The sequence below is a fragment of the Mycoplasmopsis meleagridis genome (assembly GCF_900660695.1).
GTDB classification, from domain to species: Bacteria; Bacillota_I; Bacilli_A; order Mycoplasmatales; family Metamycoplasmataceae; genus Mycoplasmopsis; species Mycoplasmopsis meleagridis.
Window position 1 is genome coordinate 333,999 of record NZ_LR215042.1, and the last position, 24,388, is coordinate 358,386.

Genomic DNA, 24,388 nt, shown 5'->3' on the forward strand with positions numbered 1-24,388 from the left:
ATGTATACTCCTTGTTCAATATGAGCCTTAAATTCAAATATAAACTTCTACAATTTCAAAAAAATTTTCTTTCCTTTAATGAAACTTTAATGTTACTTAAAAAAATATATATTAAAATTAAAAGGATCTACTTAGAGGATAAATATGAAAAATATTGAAAAATATGTTGCCACTTATTTTCTTAAAACAAGAGAGATAATTAGTAAATATAAACCAGATAATATTATTAAGTTACAATTTTTTCAAAGAAAAGATCATGCTCTTTTAGGTGGCATGAACGAAGTATTAGAATTGCTAGAAAAATATACAAATACTTCAAACTATATTATTAGATATCTTGAAGAAGGAACTTTAATAAAAAATAATGAAATAGTTCTAGAATTAGAAGGAAAATACCAAGATTTTGGCATTTTAGAAGGTGTAATTGACGGTATTTTATCTAGATCTACTTCTATAGCAACTAATGCATATGATTGTGTGCAAGCAGCCAAAGGAAAACCAATTATTTTTATGGGTGATAGAATGGATCACTACTTAATGCAAGAAAGAGATGCTAACGCAGTTAGATTAGCAGGAGTAGAAATTATGTCAACAGAAGCACAAACATTAGCAAAATCTTTTGTTGAACCTTTTGGATCCTATCCGCACGCACTAATACAAAATTTTAAGGGTGATATTAAAAAAGTAACCAAAGCTTACTATGAAACTTTTCCTAATGAACAAATTATTTCTTTAATTGATTATCATAACGATGTTATTAATGATGCTAAACTTTCCTATGAAGCAATAGGAGATAAACTCTGAGGAGTAAGAGTGGATACTTCTAGAGGTGTTAAAGATCATATGTTTGATAATTTAGAAAATGATGAAAAATATTATGGTGTAAATATTGAACAAATTAAAAACTTAAGAAAAGCATTAGATGAAATGGGTGCTACAAAAACTAAAATAGCTGTTTCATCAGGCTTTACAGCAGAAAAAATAGCACAATTTGAAAAAGCTAATGCTCCTGTAGATTTTTATGGTGTTGGCCAAGCAATTTATAAAATAGAATGCTTTTTTTCTGCTGATGCTACAGTTTTAAATGGCCATAATGAAGCTAAAGAAGGAAGATATTATCGCGAAAATAAAAAATTAAAAATTTATAAGAGTAAATAAAATGTACAATGTTGGTTTATCACTTCTCTACAATATTATTTTCTTTCTAGTTGGTTATATTTTTATAGGTTCTCTAAATACTTCAATCATTTTAAGTAAATGAAAAAGAAAAGATGATGTTAGAAATTATCACAGCAAAAATGCTGGTGCTACTAATAGCTTAAGAACTTATGGCAAAAAATTTGCTTTAATTGTCTTTTTAATTGATTTTTTTAAAGTAATTTTGAGCGTTCTTATTGCTGCTTTAATTATTAATTTAGCTATTAATAAGAGTAATTATAAAGTTTTTGTTTCACCACAAATTATAGCTTTAGGTATTATCATCGGTCATATTTTTCCTTGTTGATTTAAATTTAAAGGTGGCAAAGGAGTAGCTTGTTCTGCTGCTTTGATATTAACAATTAATTTAGTTGCTTTTCTTATTGCCGCTTTAATTTTTTGATCAATTGCTTTAACTAAAAAAATTGTTTCCTTAGCTTCTATTTCTGTAGCTTTGGCAACTATTCCTTTTATTTTCATTCCTTGAATGACGCAAGGCATTTTAGGTTTTTGAATTAATAATGTTGCGTTTAATCCTTATTTAACGCCTTTAAGTAAATTTTGATTTATCAGTCCTTTAATTTATTTAATAGCCTCACTATTAGTAGTTATTATGCATTATGAAAATATTAAAAGAATAATTAATGGCAAAGAAAAACAACTAAAAATAAAAAAATAAGCTTAGACTTATTTTTTTATATCAAATCCTCTTTTTTAACAAATTTATATTCTTTAGGTCTTAAATTTTGATCTAAAACTAATTTACCAAATTGTATTCTATGCAAATTTACTACTTCATAATTTAAAGCTTTAAACATTCTTTTAATTTGATGATATTTACCTTCAAAGAGAGTTAGATACATTTTTAAATCATTTATTTTTTCAACTTTACATTCCTTAGTATATTCATTCTTGCCTATAAAAAGGCCTTTTTCAATTATTTTTATATATATTTTTTTAAAATGTGTCTTTTAGCAGAAGTTAAAAAATGGTTTAATGACCCGTCATTAGAAAGAATAATTAAACCAGTAGTATCTTTATCTAAGCGTCCAAAAGTATTTAAATTTTTAATATTTCTTATTTCTTTGTCTAATAAATCATAAACTAACTTATTATGATTATCTTGGTGAGAACAAACATAATCTTTAGGTTTATTTAAAGCAATATAGAAATATTTATCTGTCATATAGCTTATTTCATTAATTTTTAATTTATCTTTTTCTAGATCAAAATTATAAGTTGCTGAATCAATAATTTTTTCATTAATTTTAATTTGTTTTGTTTTTATTAACTTTTTAGCTTCTTTTCTTGAATAGGAGGAATAATTACTTATTACTTTGAGAATATTCATTAAAAACTACCATCTCATTCGAATTCATAATCAAATATTCTAACAGTATCGCCTTTTTGAATATTTAATTTTAATAATTCGTCTCAAATACCTAAATTTTTTAATTTTTGATTGAATCTAAGTAAATTATCATAAGTATTAATAGGATATTTTTCATAAATATATTGCACTTGAGGGCCAATAATTTCAAAAAAACCTAAATAAGGATTTAAGATTTTATACTCTTCTGCTAATTTAATTTCTATTTCTTCTTCTTTTTCCTCTAAAATAGGCATTTTTTTATTAGCTTCTAATAAATTTCAAATAGCTTTTTTTACTTTGTCAAAATTTTTATTTTCTAAAGCACTAATAGCAACTATTTTTAAATTAGGATATTTATTGATAAATTTAGCATAATTAGCTTGGAAAGGTTCTAAATCATTTTTATTTGCAATAATTAATTGCGCTTTTTTTTCTAAGTTAAAACTATAGTTTTTTAATTCATTATTTATTGTTTCATAATCTTCAAGAGGATTTTTTTCTAATGAACCAAAATCAATAACATGAACTATAACACGACATCTTTCAATGTGTTTTAAAAATTGAATTCCCAAACCTTTGCCTAATGATGCGCCTTTAATTAAACCTGGTAAATCTGCTAATGTAAAAGAATGATCGTGGTATTTTACTAAGCCTAATTGCGGAATTAAAGTAGTAAATTCATAATCAGCAATTTTAGCCTTAGCATTGGATAAAGCACTTAATAAAGTACTTTTACCAGCACTAGGTTTACCTACTATTCCTACATCAGCCATAACTTTAAGAACAATTTTAGCTTCAAAATGTTCACCTTTGGAGCCATTTTCGCAAATTCTAGGAGCAGTATTTTTAGGTGATTTAAATTTTAAATTTCCTCTACCACCAATTCCGCCTCTAGCTATTAAATATTCTTTAGCTTCAACTACATCAGCAATTACTTTATCATCTTTATAAACAATTGTGCCTAAAGGTACTTTGATGTAAGTGTCTTTACCTGCTGCACCGTAGAGATTTTTAGCTCCTCCATTAACACCATCCTGTGCGGTTATTTTTTTATTACCATAAAGAGAAAGTAAAGTATTTTTTCCAGCATCACCGACAAAATAAATATTTCCACCTCTGCCACCATCTCCTCCGTCAGGGCCACCTTTATCAACGTGCGCTTCACGACGAAAAGATATCATACCATTACCACCTTTGCCGGCTTGCAAAGTTATTTTTAATTGATCTATAAAACGTGCCATAAATTTCCTAACTAACTTTTAATATTTTATATTATTGTTATTTAAAAGAAATTAGAAAACACGCTTGAAGCGTGTTTATAAATTACTATTTTTTCTTAGCCAAAATATAAATTACTAAGCCAACAACTACAAAGAATAAAACACCTGTAGTAGTAGAAGTAGCTATTAAGGCAATTTTATTTTTATCGTTTTCTTTAACTACTGAATTATTATTAGTTGTAGGTTTTTGTTCTTCGTTAGTAACTGAATTTTTATCAGTAGAAGGATTTTGTTCAGAAGAAGTTTTGTTAGAAATATTTTCATCACTAGAAGTATCTGGTTTTTCACTAGAAGAAGAGTTTTGAGTAGAAGAGTTTTATTCAGAATTATTTTTTTCTTCACTAGCAGCTAACTTATTTTGAATTGAAGCTAAATTATTTTCTAATTCACTAATTTTTCTATTCTTTTCATCGAGTTGTGTTTTTAAATCTGCTATTTCATTATTTTTAGTTGCTAAGTCATTATCTTTAGTTTCAATTTGTTGATTTAAATTAGCAATTGTTTGTTCATTTTCTTTATCTTTTTTGGTTAATTTTTGAACTTCTTCTTCAAGTAATTGCACCAAAGTATTTGAATAAGCATTAGCTAACAATTGAATAGGGGGCTCAACTTCATATTCGCTGTGTGAGCTTATTTTATAGTCATTTTTAACTTTATCATAAATCGAATTAGCTTTTTCAATTAATTTAGTTTTTATCTCACCAGTAGCTAATTTTAAAGTCTCATTTATTTGTTTAGCACTATAATATTCGGCAGCTAATGATGTTGTAAATTCATTTAACTGTAAAGTTTTAGAAACAGCTGTGCGGTAATCTCTTTTTTTAATTGCTTCATCAGCTTCTTTAACTAATTCATTACATGCATCAAATAAAAATCCTGTACTAACTGTTCCTATTTTTAACAAACTTATGTTGGTAGCTTCATTAATTGCTTTTAATTCTTTAGTTATTTTATCAACTGTTTGAATCATATTGTTTTTAATGTAATTTATTGAAGCTATTAAAAGACCTTTGATCTTATTTTCTTCTGATAATTGTTCAGTTTTTACCTCACCAGTAGGGCTATTGGTAGCAGAAGTAGATTCTGTTGAAGAAGCTGTTTCTTCTGTTTGAGTTGAAGTACTTATTTTATTATTTTTTTCTTCAATACTTTGTTTAACTTTAGTTAGTTCATCACCTAAATATTTAATTGCTGTTTCGTCATAAGCATTAGCTATTAATTTTACTGGTGGAAATAAATTATTATTAGCGTTATGATTTGATAAATTAAATTGTTTTTTAGTATTTTCATAAATATTACTTGCTTGAGAAGCTAAATATGATCTTAAATCTTTATCACCATTTTTTAATAATTCATTTAAATGTTTAGCAGCATAATATTCTGTGGCAAGATCAGAATAAATTGACATAAATTCACTATTATTTTTTAGTAGTTCAGGATACATAGAATTTATTTGTTTCGATTGAACAAGTGTGTTAAAAGTTCTAGTAAGTTCGCTTACTTTAACAAAAAGTCCGCCCAAATATTCTTTACCTATTTTTTCAGTATCAATTTGGTAATTATTTTGAATATCAGCTAATAAAAGCGTAATGTTATTTAAAGTTTGTAAACTCAATTTATAAAAATTCACAGTTGAATTAGCAGTATTATTTATCAATTGATTAAGAGCACTATTATTACTTGTATTTTGACTTTGATTTGACGATGTTGAAGAATTATTATTTGTAGTAGAATCGGCTTGACTAATAAAAAAAGGTAAAGTAGCTAACGAAGAAACTATAGGTAAGGAAAATAGATATTTCTTTTTCATATTAAAAAATAAAAACTTTCTTAAATTTGCATTAAAAGTTTAGCTTTTTGCAAAAAAAAAAAAAAAAAAAGCACCTCATAATGGTTTTTGGCACTTTTTGTTTTAAATAGCTCTATTTTTTCTTAGCCAAAATATAAATTACTAAACCAACAACTACAAAGAATAAAACACCTGTAGTTGTAGAAGTAGCTATTAAAGCAATTTTATTTTTATCGTTTTCTTTAACTACTGAATTATTATTAGTTGTAGGTTTTTGTTCTTCGTTAGTAACTGGATTTTTATCAATAGAAGAGTTTTCTTCAGGAGAAGTGTTATTAGAAACGTTTTCGTCATTTGAAGAAGATGGATTTTGACTAGGAGAACTTTCTTCACTAGGAGAAGTATTGTTAGAAATATTTTCTTCGTTAGAAGTATCTGATTTTTCGCTAGAAGAAGGGTTTTGAGTAGAAGCATTTTGTTCCGAATTATTTTTGTCTTCACTAGCAGTTAATTTATTTTGAATTGAAGCTAAATTATTTTCTAATTCACTAATTTTTCTATTCTTTTCATCAAGTTGCGTTTTTAAATCTGCTATTTCATTATTTTTAGTTGCTAAGTCATTATCTTTAGTTTCAATTTGTTGATTTAAATTAGCAATTGTTTGTTCATTTTCTTTATCTTTTTTGGTTAATTTTTGAACTTCTTCTTCAAGTAATTGCACCAAAGTATTTGAATAAGCATTAGCTAACAATTGAATAGGGGGCTCAACTTCATATTCGCTGTGTGAGCTTATTTTATAGTCATTTTTAACTTTATCATAAATCGAATTAGCTTTTTCAATTAATTTAGTTTTTATCTCACCAGTAGCTAATTTTAAAGTCTCATTTATTTGTTTAGCACTATAATATTCGGCAGCTAATGATGTTGTAAATTCATTTAACTGTAAAGTTTTAGAAACAGCTGTGCGGTAATCTCTTTTTTTAATTGCTTCATCAGCTTCTTTAACTAATTCATTACATGCATCAAATAAAAATCCTGTACTAACTGTTCCTATTTTTAACAAACTTATGTTGGTAGCTTCATTAATTGCTTTTAATTCTTTAGTTATTTTATCAACTGTTTGAATCATATTGTTTTTAATGTAATTTATTGAAGCTATTAAAAGACCTTTGATCTTATTTTCTTCTGATAATTGTTCAGTTTTTACCTCACCAGTAGGGCTATTGGTAGCAGAAGTAGATTCTGTTGAAGAAGCTGTTTCTTCTGTTTGAGTTGAAGTACTTATTTTATTATTTTTTTCTTCAATACTTTGTTTAACTTTAGTTAGTTCATCACCTAAATATTTAATTGCTGTTTCGTCATAAGCATTAGCTATTAATTTTACTGGTGGAAATAAATTATTATTAGCGTTATGATTTGATAAATTAAATTGTTTTTTAGTATTTTCATAAATATTACTTGCTTGAGAAGCTAAATATGATCTTAAATCTTTATCACCATTTTTTAATAATTCATTTAAATGTTTAGCAGCATAATATTCTGTGGCAAGATCAGAATAAATTGACATAAATTCACTATTATTTTTTAGTAGTTCAGGATACATAGAATTTATTTGTTTCGATTGAACAAGTGTGTTAAAAGTTCTAGTAAGTTCGCTTACTTTAACAAAAAGTCCGCCCAAATATTCTTTACCTATTTTTTCAGTATCAATTTGGTAATTATTTTGAATATCAGCTAATAAAAGCGTAATGTTATTTAAAGTTTGTAAACTCAATTTATAAAAATTCACAGTTGAATTAGCAGTATTATTTATCAATTGATTAAGAGCACTATTATTACTTGTATTTTGACTTTGATTTGACGATGTTGAAGAATTATTATTTGTAGTAGAATCGGCTTGACTAATAAAAAAAGGTAAAGTAGCTAACGAAGAAACTATAGGTAAGGAAAATAGATATTTCTTTTTCATATTAAAAAATAAAAACTTTCTTAAATTTGCATTAAAAGTTTAGCTTTTTGCAAAAAAAAAAAAAAAAAAGCACCTCATAATGGTTTTTGGCACTTTTTGTTTTAAATAGCTCTATTTTTTCTTAGCCAAAATATAAATTACTAAACCAACAACTACAAAGAATAAAACACCTGTAGTTGTAGAAGTAGCTATTAAAGCAATTTTATTTTTATCGTTTTCTTTAACTACTGAATTATTATTAGTTGTAGGTTTTTGTTCTTCGTTAGTAACTGGATTTTTATCAATAGAAGAGTTTTCTTCAGGAGAAGTGTTATTAGAAACGTTTTCGTCATTTGAAGAAGATGGATTTTGACTAGGAGAACTTTCTTCACTAGGAGAAGTATTGTTAGAAATATTTTCTTCGTTAGAAGTATCTGATTTTTCGCTAGAAGAAGGGTTTTGAGTAGAAGCATTTTGTTCCGAATTATTTTTGTCTTCACTAGCAGTTAATTTATTTTGAATTGAAGCTAAATTATTTTCTAATTCACTAATTTTTCTATTCTTTTCATCAAGTTGCGTTTTTAAATCTGTTATTTCATTATTTTTAGTTGCTAAGTCATTATCTTTAGTTTCAATTTGTTGATTTAAATTAGTAATTGTTTGTTCATTTTCTTTATTTTTTTTAGTTAATTTTTGAACTTCTTCTTCAAGTAATTGCGCCAAAGTATTTGAATAAGCATTAGCTAACAATTGAATAGGAGGCTCAACTTCATATTCGCTGTGTGAGCTTATTTTATAGTCATTTTTGACTGTATCATAAATAGAATCTGCTTTTTCAATTAGTTTCGTTCTTATCTCGCCTGTTGCTAATTTTAAAGTGTCATTTATTTGCTTTGCACTATAATATTCGGCAGCTAATGATGTTGTAAATTCATTTAACTGCAAAGTTTTAGAAATTGCTTTAGAATATTCCCTGTTTTTAATTGCTTCTTCTGCTGCTTTAACTAAATCATTGCATGCTTCGAATAAAAACCTGGTGCTAACTGTTCCTATCTTTAGTAAGCTTATGTTGGTAGCTTCATTAATCGCTTTTAATTCCTTAGTTATTTTATCAACCGTTTGAATCATATTGTTTTTAATGTAATTAATTGAGGCAATTAGAAGAGCTTTTATTTTATTTTCTTCTGATAATTGTTCTGTTTTCACCTCACCAGTAGGGCTATTGGTAACAGGAGTAGATTCTGTTGAAGAAATTTTTTCTTCTGTTTGAGTTGATGAATCATCTTTTTTGATTTTATTTTGATTTTCTTCATTAATTTTTTTAGCTTTAGTTAGTTCTTCTCCTAAATACTTAATTGCTTCGTTTTCATAAGAATTAACTATTAATTTAACAGGAGGAGTAAAAGCATTAGAAGTACTATGATTTAATAAACTAAAATTAGTTTTAGCATTGTTATATATATTTTGCGCATTGGCTGCTAGATGAGAACGTAAATTAGTATCTGCTTTTGATAGCAATTCATCTAGGTGTTGTACAGCATAATATTCTGATGCTAAATCAGATTGTAAACTAATAAATTCACTATTATTTGATATTAACTTAGGATAATCAACGGAACTATTTGGAGTACTTAATTTCTTTAATTCTTGATTAAGGCTATTTAACTTAGAAAAATTGAGAAAAAGATATTTTGCACCTAATAATGCAGTTTTTATTTTGTAAGTTGCTTCAATTTTAGACAAAATATTGATAGATCTAGATATAGTTTGAATACTTAAAACTGAATTACGATTACTACTTTCAAGAATACTTTTTTTAGCTGCTTCAAGAGACTGACTATCAGTTGAAGAAACTTGACTAATAAAAAAAGGTAAAGTAGCTAACGAAGAAACTATAGGTAAGGAAAATAGATATTTCTTTTTCATATTAAAAAATAAAAACTTTCTTAAATTTGCATTAAAAGTTTAGCTTTTTGCAAAAAAAAAAAAAAAAAAGCACCCTATAATGGTTTTTGGCACTTTTTATAGAATAATCAAGTTTATATAACAAATAAAAAACACGCTCACGTGTTTTTTATTTTCTTTTCACAACAATATAAATTATTAATCCAAGAACAACTAAAAATAAAATTCCTGTTGCAGTTGAAGTTGCTATTAAAGCAGGTTTATTTACATCACTAATAGAAGAATTAGTTTGATCACTAGTTTGACTATCTTTTTGAGCAAGTTGTTTCTTTAATTCTTCTAATTGAGTTTTGTATTCTTCTGCTTGTTGTTTTATAGTTTCTAATTGTTTATTACTTTCTTGAATTTGATTATTTAATTGTTCAATTTGAGTTTTATTATTATCATTTTGCGTATTAAGTAAAGAAGTCAATTTATTTGCATAACCGCTAGCTAATAGTTGAATTGGTGGTTCAATAGCTGTTGTACTAGTAGATGTATCACTTGCTCCAGCAGCAAGTTTTGCATATTCTGCTTTAACAGTTTCATAAACTGAGTGAGCTTGCGAAATAAGTTGAGTTCTAACATCATCTTTAGCTAATTTAAAAAGTTCACCAATTTGTTTAGCAGCATAGTAATCTGAAGCTAAACTAGAAGTAAATTCATTCAACTGTATTACTTTTGAAACAGCAGTATCTAATCTTTTGCTTTTAATAGCAGCTTCTGCTTCTGTAGCAACTTGATTACTATATTGTAAATATGTAGCTGTGGTTGCTGCTCCTAAATCAGCTATATTAATTCCTGTAGATGCGCTAATTTCTTTTAATTCATTAGTTGTTTTAGCAACTGTTGTAATCATATTTGCTTTAAGGAGTTTTAAAGAAGATTCTAATAAACCATTTGTTAAAGCAATAGTTTCATCTGAATTTTTCGGAGTATAAGTTTGTGAACCATTTCCTCCTTGAGTATCAGCAGAAACTTGACTAGCAACAACAGGTAAAGCAGCTAAAGAAGAAATAGCTGGTAAAGTAAATAGATATTTTTTCATTTTAGTCAAAATCAATCTTTCTATTAAGTTTAATTTATATCTAAATTTTATTACAAAAAAAAAAAAAAAAAAGGCACTTTCTACAATATGGTGACTCTTTGGAATAAAATAATATGTTTACTAAAATTAAAAATTAATATCATAAACTCTTTAACAAAAAATAGTTATTTTTTCTTAGCCAAAATATAAATTACTAAACCAACAACTACAAAGAATAAAACACCTGTAGTAGTGGAAGTAGCTATTAAAGCAATTTTATTTTTATCGTTTTCTTTAACTACTGAATTATTATTAGTTGTAGGTTTTTGTTCTTCGTTAGAAGTAGATGGATTTTTGTTAGAAGAACTTTCTTCACTGGTAGAAGGTTTTTCTTCAGGAAAAGTGTTGTTAGAAACGTTCTCTTCATTTGATGTAGATGGATTTTGACTAGGAGAAGAAATATTTTCTTCGTTAGAAATATCTGGTTTTTCGCTAGAAGAAGGGTTTTGTTCCGAATTATTTTTTTCTTCACTAGCAGTTAATTTATTTTGAATTGAAGCTAAATTATTTTCTAATTCACTAATTTTTCTATTCTTTTCATTTAGTTGCGTTTTTAAATCTGCTATTTCGTTATCTTTAGTTGCTAAGTCATTATCTTTATTTTCAATTTGTTGATTTAAATTAGCAATTGTTTGTTCATTTTCTTTATCTTTTTTGGTTAATTTTTCAATTTCTTCTTCAAGTAATTGCACCAAAGTATTTGAATAAGCATTAGCTAACAATTGAATAGGAGGCTCAACTTCATATTCGCTGTGCGAGCTTATTTTATAGTCATTTTTTACTGTATCGTAAATCGAATTAGCTTTTTCAATTAATTTAGTTTTTATTTCACCAGTAGCTAATTTTAAAGTCTCATTTATTTGTTTGGCACTATAATATTCGGCAGCTAATGATGTTGTAAATTCATTTAACTGTAAAGTTTTAGAAACTGCTTTAGAATATTCCCTGTTTTTAATTGCTTCTTCTGCTGCTTTAGCTAATTCATCACATGCTTCAAATAAAAACTTGGTGCTAACTGTTCCTATCTTTAGTAAGCTTATGTTGGTAGCTTCATTAATTGCTTTTAATTCCTTAGTTATTTTATCAACTGTTTGAATCATATTATTTTTAATGTAATTGATTGAAGCAATTAGAAGAGCTTTGATTTTATTTTCTTCAGATAATTGTTCTGTTTTCACCTCACCAGTAGGGTTATTGGTAACAGGAGTAGATTCTGTTGAAGAAGTTGTTTCTTCTGTTTGAGTTGATGAATCATCTTTTTTGATTTTATTTTGATTTTCTTCATTAATTTTTTTAGCTTTAGTTAGTTCTTCTCCTAAATAATTAACAGCATTATTTTCATAAGCATTAACTATTAATTTGATAGGAGGATATAAAGCATTACTATTTAATGATTTATAATCGTTTTTAGCTTTTTCATAAATTTTTGAAGCATTAGAAACTAATTGATTGCGTAAATCGCTATCAGCATTTTTTAATAATTCTTCTAAATGTTGTGCAGCAAAATATTCTGAAGCTAAATCAGACTGTAAAGCTATAAATTCAGAATTATTAGTTAATAGTTGCGTTAAACTAGACTGATCTTTTGATCTATGTAAAGAATTAAAATCTTTATTTAATTGTCCTAATTTAGCATAATTACCATAAAAATATTCTAGACCAATTGATTGTAATTGTATTTTATAATTATTTTGAATTCTAGTTAATACTCCAACTATATTATTCATCAGAGCAACACTTAATTCAGAATAACGTTGACTACTTTTAGCAATATTATCTCTTAAAGTGTTAATAAATTGATCTGATGAAGATGAAGAATTATTCTGACTATTTGTAGTAGAAGTATTTTGACTAATAAAAAAAGGTAAAGTAGCTAACGAAGAAACTATAGGTAAGGAAAATAGATATTTCTTTTTCATATTAAAAAATAAAAACTTTCTTAAATTTGCATTAAAAGTTTAGCCTTTTGCAAAAAAAAAAAAAAAAAAGCGCCTCATAATGATTTTTGGCACTTTTTGTTTTAAATAGCTCTATTTTTTCTTAGCTAAAATATAAATTACTAAACCAACAACTACAAAGAATAAAACACCTGTAGTAGTAGAAGTAGCTATTAAAGCAATTTTATTTTTATCGTTTTCTTTAACTACTGAATTATTATTAGTTGTAGGTTTTTCTTCCTCGTTAATAACTGGATTTTTATCAGTAGAAGGATTTTGCTCAGGAGAAGTGTTATTAGAAACGTTTTCTTCATTTGAAGTAGATGGATTTTGACTAGGAGAACTTTCTTCACTAGGAGAAGTATTGTTAGAAATATTTTCATCACCAGAAGTATCTGGTTTTTCGCCAGAAGAAGGATTTTGTTCTGAATTATTTTTTTCTTCACTAGCAGTTAATTTATTTTGAATTGAAGCTAAATTATTTTCTAATTCACTAATTTTTCTATTCTTTTCATCGAGTTGCGTTTTTAAATCTGCTATTTCATTATTTTTAGTTGCTAAGTCATTATCTTTATTTTCAATTTGTTGATTTAAATTAGCAATTGTTTGTTCATTTTCTTTATCTTTTTTGGTTAATTTTTGAACTTCTTCTTCAAGTAATTGCACCAAAGTATTTGAATAAGCATTAGCTAACAATTGAATAGGAGGTTCAACTTCGTATTCGCTGTGCGAGCTTATTTTATAGTCATTTTTTACTGTATCATAAATAGAATCTGCTTTTTCAATTAGTTTCGTTCTTATTTCGCCCTTTGCTAATTTTAAAGTGTCATTTATTTGTTTAGCACTATAATATTCGGCAGCTAACGATGTCGTAAATTCATTTAATTGTAAAGTTTTAGAAACTGCTGTGCGGTAATCTCTTTTTTTAATTGCTTCATCAGCTTCTTTAACTAATTCATTACATGCATCAAATAAAAATCCTGTACTAACTGTTCCTATCTTTAGTAAGCTTATGTTTGTAGCTTCATTAATTGCTTTTAATTCCTTAGTTATTTTATCAACTGTTTGAATCATATTATTTTTAATGTAATTAGTTGAAGCAATTAGAAGAGCTTTTATTTTATTTTCTTCTGATAATTGTTCTGTTTTCACCTCACCAGTAGGGTTATTGGTAACAGGAGTAGATTCTGTTGAAGAAGTTATTTCTTCGGTTTGAGTTGAACTATCTTTTGAACTTTTAGTTTGATTTTCTTCATTAATTTTTTTAGCTTTAGTTAGTTCATCTCCTAAATATTTCACAGTTGCTTCGTCATAAGCATTAGCTATTGATTTTATTGGAGGGGCAAAATTATTAGCTCCATTATGAAAAGATAAATTAAATTTATTTTTAGCACTTGCATAAATATTAGATGCTTGAGAAAGTAAATATGAACGTAAATTTTCATCATCTTTTGTAAGCAAATCATCTAAGTGTTGCAAAGCAAAATACTCTGAAGCCAAATCAGATTGGAAAGAAATAAAATCAGAATTATTTGCTATTAACTTTGAGTAATCATTTGAATTATTGTAAGATTTAAATTCAGAATTAAGTTTTGACAACTTTTGAAAGTTTCCATACAAATATTCTAATCCTATTAGTGCCATGTTAATTTTATATTGGTTTTGAATTTTGGATAAAATCACACTAATATTATTCATTGTATTGAGACTTAATGCGGAATAATAATTAGTACTTTTTACAATATCATCCTTTATTTTACTAAGAGAAGTATTATTCTGATTCGAGCTTGTTTGAGTTGTTGTATTACTTTGACTAATAAAAAAAGGTAAAGTTGCTAAAGAAGAAACTATAGGTAAGGAAAATAGATATTTCTTTTTCATATTAAAAAATAAAAACTTTCTTAAATTTGCATTAAAAGTTTAGCTTTTTGCAAAAAAAAAAAAAAAAAGCACCTCATAATGGTTTTTGGCACTTTAGAAGTTAAAAATTATTTTTTCTTGAATAAAATTTTCTTCTTAAAAATTAAATAGGAAACTAAAGAAAGCGCAGCTACAAATAATAAAGCAGTTAGTGATGAAGTAGCAATTAAAGCAGATTTATTTCTTTTGTTTATAGAAATATTAGTTTCTTTTTCATTTTTTAATTTTTGAATTTTTAAATTTTTTTCATTAATTTCGTCATTAAAAGTTTTAATTTGTTCTTTTTGTTTTTCTAAAGAAGAATTCAAATTATCTAATTCATTTGTATTTTCATTAAGCGTTTGTTTCAAATTATTAATTTCTGGATTTTTTGCATCAATTAAACTATTATTCAAGGAAGTAATTTCTCTTGCATAAGAATTAGCTAACAATTGAATTGGTGGTTCAATTAATAAATTATTTTCTTGGTTTCTTTTTTGGTATTCATTTTTAACTGTTTCATAAATATTTTGTGCTTTAGAAACAATTTGCACTTTTATTTCTTCTTTTAGAGAATTAAAAAGATCATAAATTTCTTTAACACTATTGTAATCTTTATTTAAACTATTTACAAAATCTGTCAATTGCAAGATATTATTAACTGCTTCTTCATAGTCTTTAGAATCAATGTTAGTCATAATTCTATTAGCTAAAGATTCAGAAGCATTAAGATATGATTCATTAGTTTTTGAACCTAAAAAGGATAAACTAATACCACTTATAATATAAATTTCACTTAATTTTTGTGTAATATTATTAACTGTTTCAATCATTTTTGCTTTATTAGAAGCTAAAGAAGTTTTTAAAAAACTTTCTAATTTTTTAATATTTTCTTCAGCAGATATTTCTTCATTTTGAGAAGAATTATTGTCATTATTTGTAGAACTATTATTCGCAGAAGAAGCAGAAATTTGACTAGCTACAAAAGGCAAAGTAATTGTTGAAAATAAAGAAGGCAAAATAAAAATATATTTCTTTTTCATGTACTAATTAGTTTCCTTAATTTATAATAAAAAATATTTTATTATAAAAGTAATTTTCAAGTTTCTTTTTGTCATTTTTTAGGTAAAAATTGAAAAATTAAACTAAAAAAACAAAAAACTAGTTATCTAGCTTTTTGTTTTTACTTATTTAGCTTGTCTAAATAATCTAATATTGCATATCCAAGTCCATTATCAGTAACAGAATTTGTAATGTTATTTGCTTTCTTTTTGACTTCTTCTTTTGCATTGTCCATAACGTAGGAGTTATAAAATCTCTTAAACATTGAAAAATCATTTTCGCTATCGCCAATAACCATAATGTCATCTTTAGTAATTTCACTACCAAAAACATGGTCAAGCATTCAAACAATAGCTCTGCCTTTAGAAGCACCAAAAGAGAGAATTTCCAAATTCATATGGGTTTTAATAATTTTACATTCAAGTGGTTTTAAAAGTTCGATTAGTTTATCAACATTTGGTGTTCCTTCAAAATAAACTTCAATTTTAGCTATGTTTTTAATTTCTTTTTCTTTACCAGTAACAATAGTAAATTGTTTAAAATTCTCGCTCCTAAAATAAATTTTGTTTAAAAATTCTTTATCTTCTTCTCTAAAAACATAAAAAACTTCACTAGATCAGGCTGCAGCTGAAACATTTAATTCTTTAAAGATTTTAAAAATTTCTTTTACTACATCTGCTTTTAAATATTTTTCGTAAATAAATTTGCTATGTTGATAGTCATAAATTTGCACACCAGAAGAACCAATAATATAGTCAGCTTGCAATAATTTGGCTAATTTTAACATTCTAGGACAAATAGGATTTCCTGTTGCAATATTAAAACTTAGATCATTTTTCTTGATAATATCTAAGTTGAAATTAGTAACATAGGCATCTTTAGCATAAATAGTTCCATCTACATCGCTAAAGATTATGGGTTTTTTACTCATAATTACCCCCTTACTTTTAAAAACCCTTTATTATTTTAAGACTAAAAATTTTAAAAAGAAAAGAAAAATTAAATTTTTAAAAATAAAAAGCACTTTTGTGCTTAATAGTTCATTAATTTTTCATATTCTTCTAAAGTGCCGTGATAAATAAAACTTTTATCAGGCGCAATTTCTAAAATAACATTCGCCACTTTATTAACTAAAGCTCTATTATAAGTGGTAAAAATAGCTCCACCTTTATATTTATTTAATCCTTCAATAACACTGTCAATACTTTCAGCATCTAAATGGTCTAAAGGCTGATCTAGAATCAAAAAATTAGCTTCTAAAAGCATCATTCTAGAAAACATTAAACGTGCTTTTTCACCACCACTTGTGACATTAACTTTTTTAAAAACAGTATCGTTAGAAAAAAGCATTCTTCCTAAAAAACCTCTCATTCTTGAATCGCTATCGTCTTTATTAATTTCTAATTCATTTTCATGAGGCCATTTTGATATTCACTCTAAAATGCTTATTTCTTCGTTAAAATATTCTTTATTATCATTAGGATAGTAGGTAAATTTAATCGTTTGTCCTCATTTTATAGTGCCTTTGGTAGGTTTAATTTTGCCTATTAAACATTCTAAAAATTTTGTTTTAGCAATGTCATCTTCACCTATTAAAACCATTTTTTCGCCTTTTGTTAAAGTAAAAGATACATTTTCAAATAAAGTATTATTTTTTTCGTCAATATAAGTTAAATTTTCAACAGTTAAAATGTCTTTGCCAGGTTCTCTATTTAATTCTCAATTAATGTAAGGATATTTACGATTAGAAGGGTTAATTTCATCTAAAGTTATTTTTTCTAAAGATTTTTTTCTACTTGTTGCTTGTCTACTTTTAGAAGCATTAGCAGAAAAACGTGCAATAAATTGTTTTAATTTTTCAATTTGCTGCTCTTTTTTAGCATTTGATTGTTTAGTTAATTCTTTGGCTAATTCACTACTTTCTTTTCAAAATGAATAATTACCAGTATAAATTTTAGCTTCATTGTAATCAATATCGACAATATGAGTACAAATGTTATCTAAAAAATCGCTATCATGACTTACTACAATTACAACATTTTGATAATCAGCTAAAAAATTTTCTAACCATTTAATCGCTCTTAAATCCAAATGGTTAGTGGGCTCGTCCATTATTAAAATATCTGGATTACCGAATAAAGCTTTAGCTAAAAGAACTTTAATTTTTTGATTAGCAGTTAATTCTGCCATTTTAACTTCTCATTTATCTTTTGGTATTTGTAAACCACTTAATAATTCTTGAGCATCATTTTCAGCTGTATAACCGCCTAATTCGCCAAATTTTTCCTCTAATTCAGCAGCTTTTGTATAATCTTCTATAGTAGCATTTTCGTTAGCATAAATAGCGTCTTTTGTTTCTTTAATTTGATGTAATTCGCTATTACCCATAATAACTACATCAGTTACAATTAAATGATCATAAGCATTATGATCTTGAGTTAAAACGCTTAATCTACGATTTTTTTCAAGAATAATTTGACCACTGGTTGGTTCAATTTCGCCTGCTAAAATTTTTAAAAAAGTACTCTTACCTGCACCATTAGCGCCGATAATGCCATAAGTATTGCCTGCAACAAATTTTAAATTAACGTTTTCAAATAATTTTTTATCACTAAAAATTTTACTTAATGACTGAACTTCTATCATTTTGCTCCTTAAAGATTAAGAAAATGTGCTTAACTATCATTTTAATTTAAATAAAGAAAACCATTTCTTGATTTTCTTTATTTTTTTAAAAAACAAATTAAACAAATAATTTCATTTCCTTACTAATTATTTCATAGGTATCTAAATTATTCAATTTAGCTAGATATAAAGCTGCTTTTTGAGTATGTAAAATTAAAGACATATCTAGTAAAGAAAGCGTTTGATCACTTATATTAGTAGACATAATATGTTCATAGGCTTTTTCAGTTTCTTCGGGAGTAATTTCAATTTTATATTTTTTTGAAACATAATATTCTACTAATCTAGTGAGCATTTTAAACTTAGCGCTATTTTCAATTTGTGTCATTAGCTTTACAAATTTTGGATCTTTTTCTTTGACTAGTTCTTCCATTGTTTTTTCTTTAAAATCATTTGGCAATAAATGCTGATTAGTTTGAAAAAACTGTGTCATTTCATATTGCAAATTAGCTACTGAAAAAAGAACTTTATTGACTTTACCAATTTCAAAAATAATGTGACGATAATATCTTAGTAGCTCACTGCTAGCATAATCCATTTTATAGTCTTCATAAAGTTTTTCTTTAAGATCGTCAATTGATTTAATTTCATCTATTCTTACTAAATCTATATTTTGATCATTAATTTCTCTAACTTCTTTTCTTTGAGCATTAACTATTGTAATAGTTCAATGAGTATTTTTAGGATCATTAACTTCAAAAACTTCTCCTACTTTTTTGCCTATTAATAAACTATTGATATTAAAATCATTATTGATATTTTTAGCTTCTAAAGTCATAGCAGTTTTTTGTTCAACAATTTTGCCATTTAATTCGCTTTTATAGGCTATTACAACAATATCCCCTTCTTTAATATCATCTTTAACATCAAGAAAAATTGGATAATTTTTTAAAAAAGTTTTAAAAGCTGCTTCAATTGTTGCTTCGTCAATTGGTTTAAAAGTAAAATCATTTTTAATATTTTCAATTACTAATTTATCTAAATCTTCAAAGGTATAGAAAGTTATTTGAATGTCAAAATTTAAATTTTCTGTATCTGCTTTATGAATTTGTACATTAGGCGCTACTACACTATAGACATCTTTGAATTCATTAATTATTTCATCTCTTAGTTTTTTAATATTTTCTTGAATAGAAAGATCAATGGCTTTTTTTAATAGTGATTGAGGGTCATTAACTTCTTTATTATTTAAAGCTTCCAAAAGAATGTTTTTTTGAATATCTTTTCATTCATTTCTAGCTATATTAACGTTAATTTCTTTAATGTGAAAATTTATTTCGTTCATTTTATTATCCTTTTAAAGCTAATTTAAAATAATTATATTAAATAAGAATTTTTAAAAAACTAAAGCTCTATTTTGTAGGCTTTTTAGCTTTTTTAAAATTATTTTTAGTTTCCATTTTGCTTGAATTAATTTTGGTATCTAAATTCAAATCACTTTTGATAAAGTGATCTTTTTGAGCCAATTTAACGTAGTAGTTTAAAATTGTTTTATTAAAAAAATATTCATTTTTTATACTTTGATAAATTACTTCTTCAAGTGATTTTTCCACTTGTTTAATTAATTTAAGAGGATATTTATATTCCTTAATATGTTCTTTAAACTCATCTTGATCAACAATTGCTAATTTTTTACCAGGATATTTTTTAATATCAATATCATAATCGACAAATTTAATTGTATTATCCTCATAAATAGGTTTAGAAGAAATATTTACATAGATATAATTTCCCGATTGTTTAAGTAAAACTAAGGCATTATGTAAGGCATTTTTAGGCATAAACCAAATAACTGGATCGCGATAAACCCAGTCTTTTTTACTAATTTCGCCAACTTTAGTTTTATACATTAATAAAACATAATGATCTTTAGTATTTCTTATTACTTTTGCGCCATTTCACTGGCGATATAACATACCATTATACTTATAGGCTTGCACATTAATCATAGTTCCTATCAAAGGATAACTAGATTTTTCTTTTTTATTATTATTCATTAGTTTGTAAATTATATAATAATCGCATCTTTTAATGTCAATTGATAAAGATTAGTTTTTGTATCCTTTGAAGAAACGACTTGTTTTCAAGTAATATTAGGATTATCAATATAATATTCTTTTGCATTCGAAGTAGCAACATTTCTTTGTGGCAAAGGATCATTAACAAATGTATCAATAATTTCGCCTTTATCAATTTGATTATTTTTATTTGTATCTTTTCAAAAACCTATTTTGCTATTTTTCCATAAAGAAGCATCAAAATAATCTGTTGAATAAGCTACATAATTATTTAAATTGCTATAAATATCTTTTGGCTTTAAAATATCTTCTTTAGTAGCTTTGCCCGATAAAATAGGCTTATTGAAAACATCAAATTTCATAAAAGGAGTTAATTTTAAATTAACTTTTAACATTTTATTATCCTTTTCTAAAATTAAAGCTTTATAATCCAAAGAATCTAAATAGCCGTTAATATTAACTTGATCCAAAGTATTTTTATTGCTATCTAATTTAATATCATTGCCGTTTACAAAAGATCATTCTACTTTACTTCTAATTTGACTAATTACTTTGCCAAAACCCATAGAATCTAAAAATAATTTATAAAAAGCTTTGTATAAAGGCATTTTAATAGTTTCACCCGAAGAAGAATCAATTTCTTCTAAATTATAAGGTCAAATATTATTTTCAAAAGTTCTAGTATTATTACTTTCAGAATTTGAAGAACCTACTGGTAAAGCATCATTAACTGCTCTAGCTCAATCTTGAATATAAGTAGAATTAGTATAAACAATTTGTTCTGAATTAAGGCTTGAATAAGAAGTTAAATAAAAATTTTGGGCTACTTTATAACCTTTATTATTAGCTACAAAATGCGGTAATTGTTGAGGTGATGAATAAGCAGAATAATAAGGCAATAAAGCAAATTTAACTCATTCTCTAGGAATTAATTCTACTATTGAATAATAATAGGATAAATCGCTTGGTTTAAATGAAGAATTAATATATTTATTAGAAAGAGTATTATATTTTTTAAAAGTAACTGTTTTATCCTTCGAATTAAGTGCTAATTCATTAAGCATATTAAGCAATTTATTATACTCAGCTTGGCTATTAGTATTACCTAATTTAAATAAATCTTGAGTGTTAAAAATTCTTCCTATGTAATTTTCATTAGTTAAATAATTAAAATTATCTTTTTCAGAAGAAAGATCAGATTTATTTTCTTTGTCATTTTGCTTTTTAATAAAGTGTAAATAGTAGGCAAAATTATTATAAAAATTTTTATAAAAATAACTATAAGTACCAACTGGATCATCGTGCGTTCTATAAGTAGCTTTGACAAAATCGTCGTTAAAATTAGCATAATTAACATATGAAGAAGCCCAATGATGCATATATTCGTGAAACAAAACAGGAACTAAAAATCTCACTTTTTGCAGTAAGGTAAAACCTTTTTCAGCTACAAATGAGCCATTTAAATAAATTGTTTCTGTGCTTGTTAAATATAAACCATTTGCATTATTGCTTGTAATTCTTCAATCATCTACATTAATTGAATTTAAATTAGCAATTTCAGGCCCAAAAGTTTGTCTATTATAAAAATGATTAGCTAATAAAGCTAAACCATGATAACCTAATAAAAATCTATTTTTTTCATCCTCATTAGTTTTATTTAAAGTGTTATTAGTATAATCGCCATGATATTTACCATAACTAAAGTCTTTAAATTTAACGTGGTTAATAGGATCAGTATAAACTAAAACTTTGCCATTATCTTCTACACTAAAATATTCATCTTTTATTCAATTATTAGGATCATTATTAAGCGCAGTGATTTTTTCTTTAACTTCATCACTTATTAAGTAATCATTATCTATTTCTATAGGTAAAAAATCTTCAACATTAGCTCTTAAATTATCTTCAATTTCACTAATATTGATATCTAATTGACCTTTAGCAGTTTTAAAAATAATAGAATTAGTAGCAGGCTTTTTAATGACAAAATAAGCTGCAGAAGAAACTCCTGCACCTACTAAAAGAAATAAAAAGCCTAAAGAAGAGGCTAGAAAAACTTTATTTTTTTTGCGCATAATATTCTTAACAAATTAATTGTATTATTTAAAATCACTTTAAGGACAAAAACTTTTACTTTTTTTACTTAAAATTAATATTAATACTTAATATTAATGTTAAAATAATTAAGAATTTTTATTAAAATTCGCTAAAAATTTAATTTGATCAAATTAAAATTAACTATCTAACACTATTGTGAATTCGCTTGGGTGTGCTTTTTTAAAGTGCTAGGCGTTAGAAACAATAGGATGAATAACAAACTAAAGGAAAATAAATATGAATGAAATTAATAAAGAAGAAAAAGTAGCAAAAAATGATCCTACTAAAGTAGATAATAAAGTTGAAGGTGCTAAAGTTGATGATAAAAAAGGCATTGTTTCAAGAGATAAATTATTAGAAGCTGGAACATATTTTGGTCACAAAACTAGTCAGTGAAATCCGAAAATGAAAGAATTTTTATTGCCAAATATTCAATCAAAACGTGGCATTCACATCATCGATACTAACTCAACAATTAAGCGTTTAGAATTTATTTACAAACTTTTAAATAAATTCGCTACTAATCCAAGAACAACTTTTATTTTTGTAGGAACTAAAAAACAAGCTAAGGAAGCAATTAAAGAAAATGCTTTAAGAACTAATTCATTCTACGTTTCTGAAAGATGATTAGGAGGAACTTTTACTAATTTCCAAACTATTTCAAAAAGAATTAAAACAATGGAAGAATTAGAACAAATGAAAGAAGAAGGCTATCCTAATAGAACTAAAAAAGAAATCTTGGATTTAGAAAAGAAATTAAGCAAATTACATGCTAATTTAGATGGTATTAGAAAAATGCAAGGACCTACTAACTTCATGATTATTGCCGATCCTAATGATGATGAAATAGCTATTAAAGAAGCTAGAAGAAAAGGTGTAAAAGTAATAGGTCTTTTAGATTCGAATACTGATCCAGATTTAGTAGATTTTGGTATTCCTGCTAATGATGATTCAGCCAAAAGTATTAATGTAATTATTACTATTTTAGCTGATGCTATTGCTACTGCTAGAGGTGATAAAGCTAAATATGCTTATCAGGGTGATGAAGCAATTATTTTACCTAAATATGAAAATCAACAAAGAGAAAACTCATTTAAAAAACCTTTTGTAAAAAAAGAAACTAGTGAAGTAAAAGGAGAATAATGGCAATTGACAAATTAGCTCTTATTAAAGAAGTTCGTGAAAGAACTAACGGTGGAATGATTGACGTTAAAAAATCGCTTGAGGAAAGTAATTGAGACGTTGAAAAAGCTATAGTTTGACTAAAAAGTAACGGTAAAATTAAAGCTGCTAAAAAAGCTGACCGCATTTCTGCAGAAGGTTTATTAGCTGTTAGTAAAAATGAAAAATTAGCTGTCTTAGTAGAAGTAAATTGTGAAACTGATTTTGTAGTTAAAAATGAACAATTTAAAAATAGCGTTCAAACAATTGCTAATTCACTTCTAGCTGCTAATGTTAGAAAAGAAACTAATTTAGATAGCATCAAAATTAACGATTTAACTTTGAATGAATATATTGACCAACTAACTGCAACTATTGGCGAAAAAATTTCTTTAAGAAGATATGAAATTTTAGAAGCAGGTGAAAATGAATTTTTAGGTGCTTTTAGTCACATTAATGGTCAAATTGCTGCTATTGTAAAAATTAGTAAAAACGATGAAGAATTAGCAAAAAATATTGCAATGCACGCTGCTGCTATGAAACCAGAATATATTTTTGTTGAAGATGTACCTAAAGAAAAATTAGAAGCTCTAAAAGCCGAAATTAACATCCCAGCAGGCTTTGAGAAAAAACCAGCTAATATTCAAGAGCAAATTTTACAAGGGGCTTTAAATAAAAAACTTTCAGAAATTGTTTTAGTTAAACAAGTTTTTATGATTGATGATAGTAAAACTATTGAACAATTATTAGAAAGTAAAAAAGCTAAATTATTAACTGCTTTTAGATACGCAGTAGGTGAAGGAATTGAAAAAGTAGTAGTTGACTTTGCTTCAGAAGCAATTTCACAAATTAAAAAATAATTTTAAACATTTTGAGAATGTTAAAAAAACACAGATTTAATTCTGTGTTTTT

At 25.8% G+C, this 24,388-nt stretch carries 19 protein-coding genes; 4 read left to right on the forward strand and 15 right to left on the reverse strand.

The features are described from left to right. Positions 1 to 144 precede the first annotated feature (144 nt). Both EXC33_RS01470 and plsY read left to right on the forward strand, forming a co-directional pair. Complete coding sequence (locus EXC33_RS01470) at positions 145 to 1,158, forward strand: nicotinate phosphoribosyltransferase (RefSeq protein ID WP_046096783.1); 1,014 nt, start codon at positions 145 to 147, stop codon at positions 1,156 to 1,158. A 1-nt stretch (position 1,159) separates the two neighbouring features. Further along, a complete protein-coding gene (plsY, locus tag EXC33_RS01475) occupies positions 1,160 to 1,876 on the forward strand; it encodes a glycerol-3-phosphate 1-O-acyltransferase PlsY (RefSeq protein ID WP_046096784.1) in 717 nt (238 codons plus the stop codon). Positions 1,877 to 1,892: 16 nt separating this feature from the next. On the opposite strand, the gene EXC33_RS02800 is transcribed toward plsY, so the two are convergent. From EXC33_RS02800 to EXC33_RS01545, 15 genes are all read right to left on the reverse strand, one after another. Beyond that, positions 1,893 to 2,060, reverse strand: coding sequence for a pseudouridine synthase family protein (locus tag EXC33_RS02800; RefSeq protein WP_161792738.1), 168 nt, complete (start codon positions 2,058 to 2,060; stop codon positions 1,893 to 1,895). An 80-nt stretch (positions 2,061 to 2,140) separates the two neighbouring features. Further along, positions 2,141 to 2,548, reverse strand: coding sequence for a pseudouridine synthase (locus EXC33_RS01480; protein WP_046096785.1), 408 nt, complete (start codon positions 2,546 to 2,548; stop codon positions 2,141 to 2,143). Then, the gene (gene obgE, locus EXC33_RS01485; RefSeq protein ID WP_046096786.1) at positions 2,548 to 3,810 is read right to left on the reverse strand and encodes a GTPase ObgE; all 1,263 of its coding nucleotides are present in this window, start codon (positions 3,808 to 3,810) and stop codon (positions 2,548 to 2,550) included. Before obgE ends, EXC33_RS01480 begins: the two co-directional genes overlap by 1 nt. Positions 3,811 to 4,165: 355 nt before the next feature. Continuing rightward, positions 4,166 to 5,659, reverse strand: a complete 1,494-nt coding sequence (locus EXC33_RS01490; RefSeq protein ID WP_129727273.1) for a coiled-coil domain-containing protein — start codon at positions 5,657 to 5,659, stop codon at positions 4,166 to 4,168. Positions 5,660 to 5,771: 112 nt separating this feature from the next. Continuing rightward, positions 5,772 to 7,607: a coiled-coil domain-containing protein gene (locus EXC33_RS01495; RefSeq protein WP_129727275.1), complete on the reverse strand. Its 1,836-nt coding sequence runs from the start codon at positions 7,605 to 7,607 to the stop codon at positions 5,772 to 5,774. A 111-nt stretch (positions 7,608 to 7,718) separates the two neighbouring features. Then, positions 7,719 to 9,512 carry a hypothetical protein gene (locus tag EXC33_RS01500; RefSeq protein WP_129727277.1) on the reverse strand — a complete coding sequence of 598 codons (1,794 nt, stop codon included), beginning with the start codon at positions 9,510 to 9,512 and terminating at the stop codon, positions 7,719 to 7,721. A gap of 148 nt (positions 9,513 to 9,660) precedes the next feature. Further along, the gene (locus tag EXC33_RS01505) at positions 9,661 to 10,578 is read right to left on the reverse strand and encodes a hypothetical protein (protein WP_046096737.1); all 918 of its coding nucleotides are present in this window, start codon (positions 10,576 to 10,578) and stop codon (positions 9,661 to 9,663) included. A gap of 164 nt (positions 10,579 to 10,742) precedes the next feature. Further along, a complete protein-coding gene (locus EXC33_RS01510) occupies positions 10,743 to 12,536 on the reverse strand; it encodes a hypothetical protein (RefSeq protein ID WP_129727279.1) in 1,794 nt (597 codons plus the stop codon). A 111-nt stretch (positions 12,537 to 12,647) separates the two neighbouring features. Beyond that, complete coding sequence (locus EXC33_RS01515) at positions 12,648 to 14,435, reverse strand: hypothetical protein (RefSeq protein WP_129727281.1); 1,788 nt, start codon at positions 14,433 to 14,435, stop codon at positions 12,648 to 12,650. Positions 14,436 to 14,542: 107 nt separating this feature from the next. Next, positions 14,543 to 15,496, reverse strand: a complete 954-nt coding sequence (locus EXC33_RS01520) for a coiled-coil domain-containing protein (RefSeq protein ID WP_046096873.1) — start codon at positions 15,494 to 15,496, stop codon at positions 14,543 to 14,545. A 140-nt stretch (positions 15,497 to 15,636) separates the two neighbouring features. Next, positions 15,637 to 16,446 (reverse strand): Cof-type HAD-IIB family hydrolase, encoded by an 810-nt coding sequence (locus EXC33_RS01525; RefSeq protein ID WP_046096874.1) that lies wholly within the window; start codon positions 16,444 to 16,446, stop codon positions 15,637 to 15,639. 101 nt (positions 16,447 to 16,547) lie between these two features. Next, entirely contained in the window at positions 16,548 to 18,161 is a 1,614-nt protein-coding gene (locus EXC33_RS01530; protein WP_046096875.1) for an ABC-F family ATP-binding cassette domain-containing protein, read from the reverse strand. 97 nt (positions 18,162 to 18,258) lie between these two features. Continuing rightward, positions 18,259 to 19,485 (reverse strand): trigger factor-related chaperone, encoded by a 1,227-nt coding sequence (locus EXC33_RS01535; protein ID WP_046096876.1) that lies wholly within the window; start codon positions 19,483 to 19,485, stop codon positions 18,259 to 18,261. A 67-nt stretch (positions 19,486 to 19,552) separates the two neighbouring features. Beyond that, the gene (locus tag EXC33_RS01540) at positions 19,553 to 20,197 is read right to left on the reverse strand and encodes a DUF402 domain-containing protein (protein ID WP_046096877.1); all 645 of its coding nucleotides are present in this window, start codon (positions 20,195 to 20,197) and stop codon (positions 19,553 to 19,555) included. Between the two features lie 11 nt (positions 20,198 to 20,208). Beyond that, positions 20,209 to 22,293, reverse strand: a complete 2,085-nt coding sequence (locus tag EXC33_RS01545; protein ID WP_046096878.1) for an MYPU_1760 family metalloprotease — start codon at positions 22,291 to 22,293, stop codon at positions 20,209 to 20,211. Between the two features lie 259 nt (positions 22,294 to 22,552). Here EXC33_RS01545 and rpsB point away from each other — a divergent pair, with 259 nt between their 5' ends. Both rpsB and tsf read left to right on the forward strand, forming a co-directional pair. Further along, positions 22,553 to 23,458, forward strand: a complete 906-nt coding sequence (gene rpsB / locus EXC33_RS01550) for a 30S ribosomal protein S2 (protein WP_052716997.1) — start codon at positions 22,553 to 22,555, stop codon at positions 23,456 to 23,458. Continuing rightward, on the forward strand, positions 23,458 to 24,336 hold the full coding sequence (tsf, locus tag EXC33_RS01555) for a translation elongation factor Ts (RefSeq protein WP_318024058.1): 879 nt from the start codon (positions 23,458 to 23,460) through the stop codon (positions 24,334 to 24,336). Before rpsB ends, tsf begins: the two co-directional genes overlap by 1 nt. Positions 24,337 to 24,388: the final 52 nt, after the last annotated feature.